Consider the following 16568-nt stretch of genomic DNA (forward strand, 5'->3'; position numbering starts at 1 on the left):
AACGATGCGTAGTGCCAAAATACTTCGCATATGCGAAACGATTTCAGCGTGAACCGCGTTCAGGGGGCAATGGCGCATTTCGACCTCCCTCCCCCGCCCCCCGGCCTGCTCGACGATGCCGGCCTGTTCCTCGATTTCGACGGTACGCTGGTCGAACTGGTTGATCGGCCGGAGGCGATCATCGTCGGCGATACGCTCCGCGCGTTGTTGCGGCGTGCGGCGGCGCGGCTGGAAGGGCGGGTCGCGATCGTTAGCGGCAGGTCGATCGCGCAGATCGACGGCTTTCTGGGCGAGACGATCCACGACTTCGCGGTGGCGGGCAGCCATGGCGCCGAAATCCGCCCGGCGGGCGGCGAGACGACCGTGCCCGAACGCCCGGCGAGCCTGACCGCCGCCGAGCGCGCCTTCGCCGGGGCGATGGGCGACGATCCGCGCATCGTGATCGAGGTCAAGACGCTGGGCGTCGCGATCCATTATCGCGCCGCGCCCGAACGCGAACAGGAAGCGCACGCGCTGGTCGAGGCATTCGCCGCGCGCGACGGGCTGACGGTGCAGCCGGGCAAGATGATGATCGAACTGCGCCTCGACGGCCATGACAAGGGCAGCGCCATCGCGACCTTGTGCGAGGGCGCACCGTTCGCCGGCCATGCGCCGGTGTTCGTCGGCGACGACCTGACCGATGAACCCGGCATGGTGGTGGCGGCGCATCACGGCGGCGCGGGCATATTGATCGGGCCGATGCGCGACACCGCCGCGCGCTACCGCGTCGACTCGGTCGATGCCTTTCTTGAGTGGCTGGAGAACACCCTATGACCGCGACGATGGACCTCTGGCCGATCGGCAATTGCCAGGTATCGGCACTGGTCGACCGCAACGGACGGTTCGTGTGGGGCTGCCTGCCGCGCGTCGACGGCGATCCGGCGTTCTCGTCGCTGCTCGACGACCGGCGGCGGGCATCGGACGGGGCCTATGGCTTCTGGGAGATCGACCTCGACGGCGTGGTCGAGACGCGGCAATGCTATATCCGCAACACGCCCGTGCTGGTGACGACCCACGAGGACGCGGCGGGCAATGCGATCGAGGTCGTCGACTTCTGCCCGCGCTTCAAGCGGCACGACCGGATGTACCGGCCGGTCGCGTTCTGCCGGATCGTCCGTCCGCTGAAAGGTAGCCCACGCATCCGCGTGCGGCTGCGCCCGTCGATCGACTGGGGCAGCGCGCCCGCGCCGCGCACGCGCGGGTCGAACCACATCCGCTACCTGCTCGACGATGAGGCGATCCGCCTGTCGACCAGCGCGCCGGTCGGCTGGATCGAGGACGAGCGGCTATTCCGCGTCGAGCGCACGCTGCACTTCTTCCTCGGGCCGGACGAGAGTTTTTCGGACGAGTTGCCGTCGTCGGTCGAGCGGATGCTCAAGAACACCATCGACGAATGGCGGCATTGGGTGCGCGGCCTCGCCACCCCGGTCGAATGGCAGCAGGCGGTGATCCGCAGCGCGATCACGCTGAAACTGTGCCAGCATGAGGAAACCGGGGCGATCGTCGCGGCGCTGACCACCTCGATCCCCGAACATGCCGGGTCGCAGCGCAACTGGGACTATCGCTACTGCTGGATCCGCGACGCCTATTACACGGTGCAGGCGCTCAACCGGCTGGGCGCGCTCGACGTGCTGGAGGGGTATCTCGAATACCTCCGCAACATCGTCGACAATGCCGCCGACGGGCAGATCCAGCCGCTGTACGGCGTGGGCGGCGAGGCGACGCTGGTCGAGCGCGAGGCCGAAGGGCTCGACGGCTATCGCGGCATGGGGCCGGTACGCGTCGGCAATCAGGCGTATGAGCAGATTCAGCACGACGCATACGGCCAGATCATCCTGTCGAACGCGCAAGGGTTCTTCGACCAGCGGCTGTTCCGCGTCGGCAAACAGGCCGATTTCGAGGCGCTGGAGCCGATCGGCGAACGGGCGTGGCAAGCGTATGACAAGCCCGACGCGGGGCTGTGGGAGTTGCGCACCAAGAGCCATGTCCACACGTACAGCGCGGCGATGTGCTGGGCGGCGTGCGACCGGCTGGCCAATGTCGCGGGGACGCTGGGGTTGGACGAGCGCGAGGTGTTCTGGCGCGACCGGGCGACCGCGATGCGCACCAAGATCGAACGCGAGGCGTGGCGGCCCGAGACGAACCGCATGTCGGCGACGTTCGGCGGCGACGACCTCGACGCCAGCATCATCCAGTTGCTCGACCTGCGCTTCCTCGAACCCGGCGATCCGCGCTTCCTCGGCACGCTGGAGGCGGTCGAACAGGGGCTGCGGCGCGGCAGCCACATGCTGCGCTATGCGACCGAGGATGATTTCGGCCTGCCCGAAACCGCGTTCAACGTCTGCACCTTCTGGCTGATCGAGGCGCTGCACGCCACCGGGCGCGACGACGATGCGCGCGAACTGTTGGAAGAGATGCTCGACCGGCGCACCCCGGCGGGGTTGCTGTCGGAAGACATCGACCCCGAAACCGGCGAATTGTGGGGAAATTATCCCCAAACCTACTCGCTGGTCGGCCTCATCAATTCGGCCGTCCTGTTGAGCAAGTCATGGAACATGGTCCGATGAGCCGGTTGATCGTCATTTCCAACCGGGTGCAGGCGCCGCAGCCGGGCACCGGCGGCGGCGCGCAGGGCGGACTGGCGGTCGCGCTCAATGCCGCGCTGGCCGAGGAAGAGGGCATCTGGTTCGGCTGGTCGGGCGAGACGAGCGACAACCGCGACCTGCGCTTCCAGACCTATGGCGGCGTCACTTCGGCCGTCATGGACCTGTCCGAACAGGATGTGGAGGAATATTACGACGGCTATGCCAACCGGACGCTGTGGCCGCTGTTCCACTACCGGCTCGACCTGACCGAGTTCGAGCGCGATTTCCAGGGCGGGTACGAACGGGTCAACCGGGTGTTCGGCGAGCGCATCGGCCCGCATATCCAGCCCGACGATCTGGTGTGGGTTCATGACTATCACATGATCCCGCTCGGCTGGGTTTTGCGTCAGCAGGGCGTGGCCAACCGCATCGGCTTCTTCCTCCACATCCCGTGGCCGCCGCGCCGGTTGCTGACCGCGCTGCCCGATCACCGCCGCATGGTCGAGGCGCTGTTCGCCTATGACGTGGTGGGGTTCCAGAACGAGGAATGGCTCGACAGCTTCTTCAACTATGTCCGCGAGGAGATGGGCGGATCGATCGACGGCAATCAGGTGACGGTCGGCGGGCGCACGATCTGCGCGATCAGTTGCCCGATCGGGATCGAGGCCAAGGACTTCATGGCCGGCGCGAACGGCCCGGTCGCCAAGGCGGCACAGCTCAACCAGTTGGAAAGCGCGGTCGGGCGCAGCCTGATCGTCGGGGTCGACCGGCTGGATTACAGCAAGGGGCTGCCCGAACGCTTCGCGGGCTATGAACGGTTTCTCCAGAACCATCCCGACCGGCGCGCGCTGGTCTATCTGCTTCAGATCGCGCCGCCGTCGCGCACCGCGGTGCAGACGTATCGCGACATCCGCAACAGCCTCGAACAGATGTCGGGGCGGATCAACGGCGCCTATGCCGATACCGACTGGGTGCCGATCCGCTACGTCAACAAGGGCTATCCGCGCGAGGTGCTGGCCGGCATCTATCGCGCGGCGCGGATCGGCCTCGTCACCCCGCTTCGCGACGGGATGAACCTCGTCGCCAAGGAATATGTCGCGGCGCAGGACCCGCGCGATCCGGGCGTGCTGGTGCTGTCGCGCTTCGCCGGCGCGGCGCAGCAACTGGCGTGCGGCGCGATCATGGTGAACCCGTACAGCGCCGAGGACATGGCCGACGCGATCGACAAGGCGCTGCGCATGCCGCGCGCCGAGCGGATCGAGCGGTGGCAGAAGATGGTCGACAACGTCGTCGAGGAGGACGTGATCTGGTGGCGCAAGCGCTTCCTCGACGCGCTGACCGAGGAACGGGTGGCGGCGTAGGCGGCATTGCCCGTCAGGGGTGGCGAAGGCGGACGCCAGCCTTTATGGAACGGGCATGACAGCCCGGATCATCGACGGAAAAGCCTTCGCCGCCACCCTTCGCGAGAAGGTGGCGACCCATGCCGCCGCATTCGCCGCGCGCGCCGGGCGACCGGCGGGCCTCGCGGTGGTGCTGGTGGGGGAGGATGCCGCCTCGGCGGTCTATGTCCGCTCGAAGGGCAAGGCGACGCACGCGGCGGGCATGGCCGGGTTCGAACATCGCCTGTCCGCCGATGTGTCGCAGGATGAACTGATCGCGCTGGTCGAGGCGCTGAACGCCGATCCCGCGGTCGACGGCATCCTCGTCCAGCTTCCCCTGCCCGCCCACCTCGACACCGATGCGGTGCTGCTGGCGATCGACCCCGACAAGGATGTCGACGGGTTCCATCCGGTCAATGCCGGGCGGCTGGCGACAGGCCTGCCCGGCATGGTACCCTGCACCCCCTATGGCTGCCTGTTGCTGCTCCGGGACGTGCTGGGCGACCTGAGCGGCAAGGACGCGGTGGTGATCGGCCGGTCGACTATCGTCGGCAAGCCGATGGCCGCGCTGCTGACCGCCGAGAGCTGCACCGTCACCCTCGCCCATTCGCGCACGAAGGACCTGATGGGCCATGTCGGGCGCGCCGACATCGTCGTCGCGGCGGTCGGCCGGGCGAATTTCGTGAAGGGCGAATGGCTGAAACCCGGCGCGACCGTGATCGACGTCGGCATCAACCGCACCGCCGACGGGCTGGTCGGCGATGTCGACTATGCCGGCGCGCTCAGCGTCGCGGGCGCGATCACCCCGGTGCCCGGCGGCGTCGGACCAATGACGATCGCCTGCCTGTTGCGCAACACGCTGGTCGCGGCGCACCGCCGCGCGGGGCTGCCGTTCGACGACGCGACGCTGTGATCGAGCTGTTCGTCTCGTCGCTCGTCACCTTCTTCGTGGTGATCGATCCGCCGGGCTGCGCGCCGATCTATGCCGGGCTGACCAAGGGCGCGTCGGTCGTACAGCGCCGCGCGATGGCGATCCGCGCGGTCGGCATCGCCACGCTGATCCTGCTGGTGTTCGCGCTGTTCGGACAGGCGCTGCTGAAAGCACTAGGCATCAGCCTCGACAGCTTCCGCATCGCCGGCGGCATCATGCTGTTCCTGATCGCGCTCGACATGGTGTTCGAGCGCCGCACCCAGCGCCGCGAGGACCGCGCGCGAGAGATCATCGACACCCCCGAAGTGGAGGACGTGTCGATCTTTCCGATGGCGATGCCGATGATCGCCGGGCCGGGATCGATCGCATCGGTGATGCTGCTGATGAGCCAGGTCGGCGACTGGGCCGCGCGCGGCGTGGTGCTGGGCGCGCTGGCCGCGATCCTCGCGCTGACGCTGGCGGCGCTCTTGGCGGCGGGGCCGATCATGCAGTTGCTCGGCGCGCGGATCGAGGCGGTCATCACCCGGCTGCTCGGCGTGTTGCTGGCGGCGCTGGCCGCGCAGTTCGTGATCGACGGGCTGCGGGCGAGTTTTCTGTGATATTGCCGGTCCTGTGCAGCAAGATTTTGAGGTCGTTGAAGATTACATACGTATTGCTTTAATGGACTCCTAGTTTCACTGTTGCATTACCGTTACACCCGAAACGAAAAACCGTCACTTTCCCGAAGCATTACGCCTCCACTGTTTACACTGCGGTGAATTGCGCTCGATACTCTTGCCCGCAGGCCGGTTCCGACGAACCCGGCGTGACGGACAGGCCCGATCAGGGTCGGTATAAAGGGGCGCTAATGATGATGTCTTCGATGCTGCGTGCTTCGCTACGCAACGGCACCGCCTTTTCGGCGATCGTTCTGGCCGGTCTGGGCACCGCTCCGGCATTCGCGCAGACGACCGCAACCGCCGCGGAAACACAGCCGGCGGCGGACGAAACGACCGGAACCGACGAAACCATCGTCGTCACCGGATCGCGCATCGCCCGCCCGGAAATCGATTCGCCGGTTCCCGTGACCACCGTCGACCGTGCGCAGCTCCTCCAGCGCGCCGCGCCGAACGTGTCGGACATCCTGAACGAACTGCCGCAGGTCGCGATCGGTTCGACCCGGACCAACACCAACTTCCTGACGTCGGGCACCGGCGTGTCGACCGTCAACCTGCGCGCGCTGGGATCGAACCGCACGCTGGTGCTGGTCAACGGTCGCCGCTTCGTCGGCGGGTTCGGCGGCGATACCGCGGTCGATCTCAACAACATCCCGGTCGACTTCCTCGACCGCATCGACAACGTCACCGGCGGTTCGTCGGCGGTGTACGGGTCGGACGCGATCGCGGGCGTCGTCAACTTCATCCTGCGTGACAGCTTTGAGGGGCTGCAGGTCCGCGCGCAGGGCGGCATCACCGAACAGGGCGACAATGGCCGCTATTTCGTCAGCGTCACCGGTGGCACCAAATGGGGTGCCGACGATCGCGGCAACGCGCTGCTCAACTTCTCCTACGACCGCGACAACGGTCTGAAATCCGCCGACCGCGCGATTTCGTCGCAGGATTGTTTCGGCGCGGTGTGCGGGCCGGGCTCCTACAGTTCGTTCGCGCCGCAAGGGCAGTTCCAGCTAATCTCTCCGACCTCGCCGCAAGGCGTAGGCCGCGTCCTGCCTGGCGGGGTGTCGAACTTCTCCTACCGGCCGGATGGGTCGCTGGCGCTGCTCGGCGGCTATCAGTCGGGCGAATTCGGTTTTAACCGCAACGGCCTGCGCCGTATCGCGGTGCCGCTCGAGCGCTATCTCGCCAGCGGTATCTTCAACTACGAGATTACCGACAACGTTCAGGCCTATACGGAAGTGACCTACGCCCGGACGAGCTCGAACGCCTCGCTCGAGCCTTTCGCGCTGGCGAATACCGACGTCTATGCCTCGGGTGGCATTCCGATCACGAATGCGTTCCTCCCGACATCGGTCGCGCAGGCGATCGCCGCCGCCAACTCGGACGCCAACCCGAACAACAACGTAACGTCGATCGGCTTCCGCCGTCGCCAGAATGACGTGTTCGACCGCAGCAACCGGGCCGAGCGCAACACCTGGCGCGCGGTTGCGGGCGTACGCGGCGACCTCAGCTCGACGTGGAACTACGACGTCAGCTATGTCTACGGCCATCTGAACGATTTCAACTCGAGCCAGGACATCGACACCGCACGCTATCGCCAGTCGCTCGATTCGATCCGCGTCGGCACCGGCAACGTCGTCGGCACCGACATCGTCTGCCGCGACGCGGAGGCGCGCGCCAACGGCTGTATCCCGATCAACCTGTTCGGTCGCGGCACCGCCGATCCGCGCGCGGCCGCCTATGTCCAGGCCGTCGTTCCGAAGTCGGAGGACATCACCAACGAACAGCATGTCGTCACCGCGACACTGGCATCGTCGTCGCTGTTCGATCTGGGCGCGGGTGGCGTCGGCCTCGCCGTCGGGGTCGAATATCGTTATGAATCGGTGTTCGACGACCTCGACACGCTGACCAACACCGGCGGCAATTCGGGCAACCAGATTCCTGATCTCAGTGGATCGCAGGACGTTCGCGAAGTCTTCGGCGAAGTGAACGTGCCGTTGCTGTCCGATCGGGGCCTGTTCCAGTATCTTGGGGTCAACGGCGCGGTACGTTACTCCGACTATTCGACGATCGGCGGCGTGCTGAGCTGGAACGCCGGTGCCGAATGGGAACCGTTCGACGGCTTCCGCCTGCGCGGTCGTTATGCGGTCGCCAACCGTGCGCCGAACAACTCCGAGCTGTTCAGCGCGCCGTCGGAAACCTTTGCCGGCGTCACCGATCCGTGCGACGGCATCACCCGCACCTCGACCGGCGGCACCGATGCGGCGTGCCGTGCGATCCCGGCGATCGCCGCCTATTTCGCCGCCAACCCGAACGGCACCTTCGCCTACACGCCTGCCGATGCACAAAGCATCAACGGCTTCGTCGGCGGCAACCGTAACCTGCAGGAAGAAACCGCCAAGACGATCACCGGCGGCTTCACCTACACCCCGTCGTTCGTGCGCGGTTTCCAGTTCACCGCCGATTATTTCGACATCCAGGTGGAGAACGCGATCGCCACGCTCGACCGGTCGGACACGATCGAAAAGTGCCTGCAGACCAGCGACGCGATCTATTGCAACAACGTCTTCCGCTATGGCCAGACCGGCTATCTCCAGACGGTCAACGCGCAGCTCATCAACATCGCCGGCTTCAAGGTGCGCGGCATCGACGTCGGCGTGCGCTACTCGACCGGTCTCGGCCTGAGCGCCGAGGATCGCTTCAGCCTCGTCGCCAACTATACCTATCTGCTCGACTACAAGACGCAGACCGACCCGGCGACGCCCGAGGAAGAGTTCGCCGGCACGTTCGGCAACGGTTTCTCGACCCACAAGCTGAACGCGCGCGCGACCTATACCACCAACGGCACCGGGTTTAGCTGGCAGACGACGTTCCTGAGCGGCGGTCCGTTCATCCGCAACGCCTTCATCAGCAACGATCCGGCGGTGCTCGCGCTTAACGACGTCAAGGATTACTGGCTGCACAACATCCAGATCAGCCAGGACGTCAGCGACAAGTTCACCTTCTTCTTCAACGTCGACAATCTGTTCAATACCAAGCCGCAGTATCTGCCGGGCTCGCCGTACGGCACGCCGACCGGCCTCGAAACCTCGGCCGACTTCGACCTGTTCGGACGGCGTTACACGGCGGGTGCCCGCTTCCGCTTCTGATCCGATCGCGGCGATCATGCCGGGGGGCGCTTCCATTGCGGAAGCGCCCCCTTTTTTTCGTGCTTCAACAAGGCGATACCGCGTTGTAACCGTCTGTTGCTGTTTGGTTACACACGTTATCAAAAGCGACTCAATAACGTTATACGTATTTACTGAACCCGGAACGCGCTCGATACCGCTGCCGTTGATGACGTGCCTAGGGAGGCCGTCTGCCAACGATACCGTCCGATACGGACCAGTGAAGGGGTTCATCGACCGATGATTTCTACCATGCTGCGCGCAAGCCTGCGCACCGGCGCCGCCGGATCGGCGCTCGCCATCGGCCTGCTGGCGTTGCCCGCGGCTGCCCAGACGACGACGCCGACCAACGATCCGACCGCGCTCCAGGCCCCGGCGCCTGCCGAGGCGCAGGATCAGGAAATCGTCGTCACCGGATCGATCCTGCGCACCACCGCGCGCGAAACCCCGTCGCCGGTCACGGTGCTGACCGCCGAATCGTTCGAACAGCGCGGCATCACGACCACGCAGGACGCGATCCAGCAGCTCACGTCGAACAACGGCCCGGCGCTGACCAACTCGTTCACCGCGAACGGTGCGTTCGGCGCGGGCGCATCGGCGGTGTCGCTGCGCGGTCTGTCGACCAGCTCGACGCTGGTGCTGTTCGATGGCCTGCGCGCCGCTTACTATCCGCTGTCGGATGACGGCACGCGCAACTTCGTCGATCTGAACACCATCCCCGACGACATCGTCGAGCGGGTCGAGGTGCTGCGCGATGGTGCATCGTCGAGCTACGGCGCCGACGCGATCGCCGGCGTGGTCAACATCATCACCAAGCGCGAATACAAGGGCGTCGGTGGCCGTGCCGAAGCCGGTATTTCCGAGCGCGGCGATGCCGCCAACTATCGCCTGAGCCTGACCGCCGGCACCGGCGACCTGTCCGAGAATGGCTACAACGCCTATATCAGCGGCTTCTACTTTCGCTCGGAAGGCGTGATGAACCGCGAGCGCGGCTATCCCTACAACACCGACGATCTGCGCGGCGTCTGCAACGACGGGCTGTGCGGCCCGAACAACGTGCTGAACGGGCTGAACGCGGCGGGTGGTTTCCGCAACGGCGGTTTCTCGCTCAACACCAGCAACTTCTATGTCCAGCCGGTCGACCCGTCGAATACGACCACGCTCGGCCGCTTCCAGAAGCTGAACCCGAACCTCGCCTGCGATCGCGGCTCGGCCTATAATCTGACCGCCGCCGAACTGCTCGGCAGCAGCAACCTGAACGCGCCGACCACGGTCTGCTCGCAGGACGTGACGCAGGAATTCGGCAACATCACCCCGAACATCGAACGCTTCGGCGGTTCGGCGCGCGGCACCTTCCAGGTCGGCGACAATGCCGAAGCCTATGCGATGGTGAACTTCCAGCAGAGCACGGTGAACTACACCGGGTTGCCCGCCACCATTCGCGGCAACGCGCCGGCCGGCATTCTCTTCCCGCAATATTCGACCGCCGCCGGTGGTGGTGCCTTTGCCGCCGGATCGGCCGCGCTGGTCCTGCCGGTCTTCGTCTGCGCGACGGGCGTCAACTGCGCCACCGCCGCCGACCGTCGCCTGAACCCGAACAACCCGTTCGCCGGCGTTGGTCAGCTTGCCCGCATCGGCGGTCGTCTGCCCGACATCCAGGAATATAACGAGACGCGCAGCCGCGTGTATCGTGCCGCGCTCGGCATCAACGGCACGTTCAGCGACGACTGGAACTACTCGGTCAACGCGACCGCGATGCACACCGACCTGCGTCGCTCGTCGAGCGGCTATGTCTATATCGCCAACCTGCTCAGCTCGATCGCCACGGGGTCGTACAACTTCGTCAACCCGTCGCAGAACAGTCAGGCGGTGCGCGACTTCATCGCGCCCGACAACATCACCGACTCCTCGTCGGATCTGTACCAGGCCGAAGCCACGATCGGTCGCGAACTGTTCCAGTTGCCCGGCGGTCCGCTCCAGCTCGGCGTCGGCGTCGCGATCCGCTACGAAGCGATCGAGGCCCCCAGCGCCAACCCCGACACCAACGGCCCGACGCAGCGCTATTTCCGCCTGAACGCCTTTGGCACCGAGGGCAACCGGACGGTCTATTCGGCCTTCGCCGAGCTGAACGCGCCGATCTTCGAACAGCTCGACGTCAATCTGTCGGGTCGCTACGACAAGTACAGCAGCGGGCAGGACGCCTTCTCGCCGAAGATCGGCGCGAAGTTCACGCCGATCCCGCAGTTGGCGATCCGCGGCACCTATTCGCGCGGGTTCCGCATCCCGTCGTTCGCGGAAGCCAATGCGCTGCCGACGACCGGCTATGTCACGATCCAGCCGAACACGCTGCCGGCCAGCTTCCGTGCCCAGTATGGCGCGGCCTGCGCCACCACGCCGACGTCGTGCCCGACCTATCTGACCACCTATTCGCTGGGTCAGACGACGCTCGCCTCGCCCGATCTCGAACCCGAAAAGTCGCGCAGCTTCACCGGCGGCATCATCCTCGAACCGATCCGGGCGATCACGATCACGGTCGATTACTATAACATCAAGAAGACCGGGGCGATCACCTCGGCCGACAACACCCCGGCAATCGCCGCCTATTATGCGGGTCAGGCGATCCCGACCGGGTTCAACGTCATCGCTGACGCACCCGATCCCAACTTCCCGACCGCGCTGCCGCGTATCGCCTTCGTGCAGTCGCAGCTCGTCAATTCGGACACGATCCGGTCGGAAGGGATCGACGCGGCGGTCACGGGCCGGTTCAATCTCGCCGATGGCGTGCGCTTCACCACGGCGGCGACCGCCAGCTACATCCTCGACCTGTCGACGACCTTCGCCGACGGCACTCGCCAGCGTTATGCCGGCACGCTCGGCAACTTCAACCTGACCGCCGGCAACGGCACGCCACGCTGGCGCGCGTCGTGGCAGAACACGATCGACACCGACACCTTCTCGGTGACGGGTGTCGCCAACCTGTTCGGCGGCTATGACCTGTCAGCCGAGGACCAGGGCGATACCGCGGGCGACTGCGGCCAGAACCCGGGCTATGTCGAATGCCACATCGCGCCGTACATCACGGTCGATGGCACCGCGACGTTCAAGGTGAACGACAAGTTCAACTTCTACGTCAACGTGCTGAACATCCTCGACGACATGCCGCCGCTCGACCCCGTCACCTATGGCGCGCACCTGTACAATGCGGTGCAGGGCGGCAACGGGATCATCGGTCGCGCCTACCGCGCCGGCGTGAAGTTCAACCTGTAACGAACCGGTCTTCGGGCCAAAAAATGGGGGCGCTTCCACATCGGAAGCGCCCCCTTCTTTTTGACTGGATGCGGGCGGTGCGAGATCAGCCCACTGACAGCGTCAGCGCGCCGTCACCCTCATCGACATACACCGTCGACCCGTCCTTGACCGACCCGCGCAGGATCAGGTCGGCGAGCGGGTCCTGCAAATAGCGCTGCACCGCGCGCTTGAGCGGCCGGGCACCATATACCGGATCATAGCCGACCCGCCCCAGCCATGCGCGCGCCGGCTCGGTGAGGTCGATCTTCACCTTGCGATCGGCGAGCAGGCGACGGACGCGAGCGACCTGGATGTCGACGATCGGCGCCATGTGATCGGCGGCGAGGCGGTGGAACAGGATGATCTCGTCCAGCCGGTTGAGAAATTCCGGGCGGAAGTGCGACCGCACGACCTCCATCACCTGCGGCTCGACGACCTCCACGCCCTGCCCGTCGCCGAGGTTGGTCAGATACTGGCTGCCGAGGTTCGAGGTGAGAATGATGATCGTGTTCGAGAAATCGACGGTCCGCCCCTGCCCGTCGGTCAGCCGCCCGTCGTCGAGCACCTGCAACAGCACGTTGAACACGTCGCCGTGCGCCTTCTCGACCTCGTCGAACAGCACGACCTGATAGGGCCGGCGGCGGACGGCTTCGGTCAGGACGCCGCCTTCCTCGTAGCCGACATAGCCCGGCGGGGCACCGATCAGCCGGGCGACGGCGTGCTTCTCCATGAACTCGCTCATGTCGATGCGCACCATGGCGCTCGGATCGTCGAACAGGAACTCGGCCAGCGCCTTGGTCAGTTCGGTCTTGCCGACGCCGGTCGGCCCCAGGAACAGGAAGCTTCCAAGCGGCCGGTTCGGGTCCTGTAGCCCGGCACGCGAGCGGCGGACGGCGGTGGCGACCGCGCGGACCGCTTCGGCCTGACCGATGACCCGTTTGCCGAGCGCCTCCTCCATGGCGAGCAGTTTCTCGCGTTCGCCCTCGAGCATGCGGTCGACGGGCACCCCGGTCCAGCGGCTGACGACGGCGGCGATGTCGTCGGCGGTCACTTCCTCGCGCAGCATCGCGCCGGCCGACGCACCGGCGGCCTCAGCCAGTTGCTTCTCCAGCGTGGGGATGGTGCCGTAGGTCAGTTCGGACATCTTCGCCAGATCGCCCGAGCGCTGCGCCTGTTCCAACGCCATGCGCGCGGCGTCGAGCTGTTCCTTCAGCTTGGCTTCGGAGGCGATCTTGTCGCGCTCGGCCTGCCAGCGGGTGGTGAGGCCGGCCAGTTGCTCCTCGGCATTGGCGAGTTCCTCTTCCAGCGTGTCGAGCCGGTCGAGGCTGGCGGCGTCGCTCTCGCGGCGCAGCGCCTCACGCTCGATCTTCATGCGCAGGATGCGGCGGTCGAGGCTCTCGATCTCCTCGGGCTTGCTCTCCACCTCCATGCGGATGCGGCTGGCAGCCTCGTCCATCAGGTCGATCGCCTTGTCGGGCAGGAAGCGGTCGGTAATGTAGCGGTTGCCGAGCGTTGCCGCCGAAACCAGCGCGCCGTCGGTGATGCGGACGCCGTGGTGGAGTTCGTATTTCTCCTTGAGGCCACGCAGGATGCTGATCGTGTCCTCGACGGTCGGTTCACCGACGAACACCGGCTGGAACCGCCGCTGAAGCGCGGGGTCCTTTTCGACATGCTTGCGATATTCGTCGAGCGTGGTCGCGCCGATGCAGTGGAGTTCGCCGCGCGCGAGCGCCGGCTTCAACAGATTGCCGGCATCCATCGCGCCTTCGGATTTGCCCGCGCCGATCAGCGTATGCATCTCGTCGATGAACAGGATGATCTGGCCTTCGGCGCCCTTCACCTCGTCGAGCACGCCTTTCAGCCGCTCCTCGAACTCGCCGCGATATTTGGCACCCGCGATCAACGAGCCCATGTCGAGCGACATGAGCGCGCGGTCCTTCAGGCCCTCGGGCACGTCGCCATTGGCGATGCGCAGCGCGAGCCCTTCGGCAATCGCGGTCTTGCCGACGCCGGGTTCACCGATCAGGACCGGATTGTTCTTGGTCCTGCGGGCGAGGATCTGGATCGTGCGGCGGATTTCCTCGTCACGGCCGATGACGGGGTCGAGCTTGCCGTCGCGCGCCGCCTGCGTCAGATCGCGGGCGAATTTCCTGAGCGCGTCGTAGCGGTCCTCCGCGCCTGCCGTGTCGGCGGTGCGGCCACCGCGCAGCTTGTCGATCGCGGCGTTCAGGCCCTGCGGCGTGACACCGGCGGCGGTCAGCGCCTTGCCCGCCGGCCCTTGCGACGGGGTGAGCGCGAGCAGCAGCCGTTCGACGCTGACGAAGCTGTCACCCGCCTTCGCCGCGATCTGTTCGGCCTGATCGAGCAGGCGGACGAGATCGTTGTCGAGGCCGGGCGACGATTGCGCGCCCGATCCCGACACCGCCGGAATCCGGGCGAGCGCGGCGTCGGTATCGGCATTGGCGCGCCGCGCGTCGCCACCGGCGGCGGCGATCAGCCCCGATGCCATGCCCTGATCGTCGTCGAGCAGCGCCTTCAATAGATGTTCGGGGGCGATGCGCTGATGGCTGTTGCGGATCGCCACGGTCTGCGCGGCTTGCAGGAAGCCCTTGGCGCGGTCGGTGAATTTTTCGAGGTTCATAACGCTCCCCTGTGATGTTGGCCGCGATATGGTGTGGTATATCGGCAACACAAGAGGCGATCGTTAGGGGGTATTGTCCGCCATCGTCACCCCGGACTTGTTCCGGGGTCCACCTTTCGGCGGGCGATGCCGGTCAGGATCGGACCGCGTCGTCTGCGACACGGTGGACCCCGGAACGAGTCCGGGGTGACGACGAGGTGGGGGCGGCAGGGCTACACTCTGCCCCGCCTCCAACCTTACGCTCCTTCGAGCAGCCGTTCCCGCTTGATCTTCTCGCGCCAGACCAGGGGCGCGAGGTGGTGGACGTTCTGGCCTTCGCTGTCGACCGCGACCGTCACCGGGAAATCCTCGACCTCGAACTCGTAGATCGCTTCCATCCCGAGATCGGCGAAGCCGACGACCTGCGATCCCTTGATCGCGCGCGCCACCAGATAGGCAGCACCGCCGACCGCCATCAGATAGGCCGACTTGCGTTCTGCAATCGCCTTGGTCGCATCGACGCCGCGTTCGGCCTTGCCGACCATCGCCAGCAGGCCCTGATCGAGCATCATCCGGGTGAACTTGTCCATGCGGGTCGCGGTGGTCGGACCGGCCGGGCCGACGACTTCCTCGCCGACCGGATCGACCGGCCCGACATAATAAATGACGCGCCCGCGGAAATCGACCGGCAGTTCCTCGCCCTTGGCCAGCATGTCGGCGATCCGCTTGTGCGCGGCGTCGCGGCCGGTCAGCATCTTGCCATTGAGCAATAGCCGGTCGCCATGCTTCCACGTCGCGACGACTTCGGGGGTCAGCGTGTCGAGGTCGACGCGGATCGCCGCCTTGTCCGGCGTCCAGTTGACGTCGGGCCAGTCGGACAGTTTCGGCGTCTCAAGATACGCCGGACCCGATCCGTCGAGCGTGAAATGCGCGTGGCGGGTGGCGGCGCAATTGGGGATCATCGCCACCGGCTTCGATGCGGCGTGCGTCGGCCAGTCGAGGATCTTGACGTCCAATACGGTCGACAGCCCGCCCAGCCCCTGCGCGCCGATGCCGAGCGCGTTGACCTTGTCCATCAGCTCGATGCGCAGCGCCTCGATGTCGTTCTGCGGGCCGCGCGCCTTCAACTGCGCCATGTCGATCTGGCCCATCAGCGATTCCTTGGCGAGCAGCATCGCCTTTTCGGCGGTGCCGCCGATGCCGATGCCGAGCATGCCGGGCGGACACCAGCCGGCCCCCATCTGCGGCAGCATCTCCAGCACCCAGTCGACGATCGAATCGCTGGGGTTCATCATCTTGAACTTCGACTTGTTTTCGCTGCCGCCGCCCTTGGCCGCGACGTCGACATGCACCTTCGTGCCCGGCACCATCTCGACATGCAGTACCGACGGTGTGTTGTCCTTGGTATTACGGCGGGTGAACGCCGGATCGGCGAGGATCGAGGCGCGCAGCTTGTTCTCCGGGTGCAGGTACGCGCGGCGCACGCCCTCGTCGACGACCTCCTGCAACGACCGGTCGGAGGCGAGGCGGCAGTCCTGGCCCCATTTGACGAACACGGTGACGATGCCGGTGTCCTGACAGATCGGGCGATGCCCCTCGGCGCACATCCGGCTGTTGGTCAGGATCTGCGCGATCGCGTCCTTGGCGGCGGGCGACGTTTCGGCGGCATAGGCGTCGCCCAGCGCGCGGATATAATCCATCGGGTGATAATAGCTGATGAACTGGAGCGCGTCGGCAACGCTGTCGATCAGGTCGGCTTCGGTTATGGTGACGGTCATCGGCGGGTCCATGGCAAGCGGTTTGGCATCTGTCCGAAAACGCGCGGATGCGCGTTTTGCGGTGCCGGCCCGCTACCCCACCCGGCCACCCACACGGTATCCTCGATGGGTGGCCGGGTGGGGTAGCG

At 66.0% G+C, this 16568-nt stretch carries 9 protein-coding genes; 7 read left to right on the top strand and 2 right to left on the bottom strand.

The features are described from left to right. Positions 1 to 48 precede the first annotated feature (48 nt). From otsB to LRA89_RS06975, 7 genes are all read left to right on the top strand, one after another. The gene (gene otsB, locus LRA89_RS06945; RefSeq protein ID WP_230769566.1) at positions 49 to 813 is read left to right on the top strand and encodes a trehalose-phosphatase; all 765 of its coding nucleotides are present in this window, start codon (positions 49 to 51) and stop codon (positions 811 to 813) included. Continuing rightward, entirely contained in the window at positions 810 to 2606 is a 1797-nt protein-coding gene (locus tag LRA89_RS06950; RefSeq protein ID WP_230769567.1) for a glycoside hydrolase family 15 protein, read from the top strand. The genes otsB and LRA89_RS06950 overlap by 4 nt, the downstream gene beginning before the upstream one ends. After that, complete coding sequence (locus tag LRA89_RS06955) at positions 2603 to 3985, top strand: alpha,alpha-trehalose-phosphate synthase (UDP-forming) (protein WP_055760487.1); 1383 nt, start codon at positions 2603 to 2605, stop codon at positions 3983 to 3985. The genes LRA89_RS06950 and LRA89_RS06955 overlap by 4 nt, the downstream gene beginning before the upstream one ends. Positions 3986 to 4040: 55 nt before the next feature. Continuing rightward, complete coding sequence (gene folD, locus LRA89_RS06960) at positions 4041 to 4916, top strand: bifunctional methylenetetrahydrofolate dehydrogenase/methenyltetrahydrofolate cyclohydrolase FolD (protein WP_230769568.1); 876 nt, start codon at positions 4041 to 4043, stop codon at positions 4914 to 4916. Further along, entirely contained in the window at positions 4913 to 5533 is a 621-nt protein-coding gene (locus tag LRA89_RS06965) for a MarC family protein (RefSeq protein ID WP_230769569.1), read from the top strand. The genes folD and LRA89_RS06965 overlap by 4 nt, the downstream gene beginning before the upstream one ends. Before the next feature lie 248 nt (positions 5534 to 5781). Continuing rightward, complete coding sequence (locus tag LRA89_RS06970; protein ID WP_230769570.1) at positions 5782 to 8736, top strand: TonB-dependent receptor plug domain-containing protein; 2955 nt, start codon at positions 5782 to 5784, stop codon at positions 8734 to 8736. Between the two features lie 258 nt (positions 8737 to 8994). Further along, positions 8995 to 12021 carry a TonB-dependent receptor plug domain-containing protein gene (locus LRA89_RS06975; RefSeq protein ID WP_230769571.1) on the top strand — a complete coding sequence of 1009 codons (3027 nt, stop codon included), beginning with the start codon at positions 8995 to 8997 and terminating at the stop codon, positions 12019 to 12021. 85 nt (positions 12022 to 12106) lie between these two features. Here the strand turns inward: LRA89_RS06975 and clpB are convergent, their stop codons facing one another. After that, positions 12107 to 14683: an ATP-dependent chaperone ClpB gene (gene clpB, locus LRA89_RS06980; protein ID WP_230769572.1), complete on the bottom strand. Its 2577-nt coding sequence runs from the start codon at positions 14681 to 14683 to the stop codon at positions 12107 to 12109. A 236-nt stretch (positions 14684 to 14919) separates the two neighbouring features. Next, on the bottom strand, positions 14920 to 16440 hold the full coding sequence (locus LRA89_RS06985; protein ID WP_230769573.1) for a fumarate hydratase: 1521 nt from the start codon (positions 16438 to 16440) through the stop codon (positions 14920 to 14922). Positions 16441 to 16568: the final 128 nt, after the last annotated feature.

It is taken from the genome of Sphingomonas sp. Leaf4 (genome assembly GCF_920939515.1).
In the GTDB taxonomy this organism is placed as follows: domain Bacteria; phylum Pseudomonadota; class Alphaproteobacteria; order Sphingomonadales; family Sphingomonadaceae; genus Sphingomonas.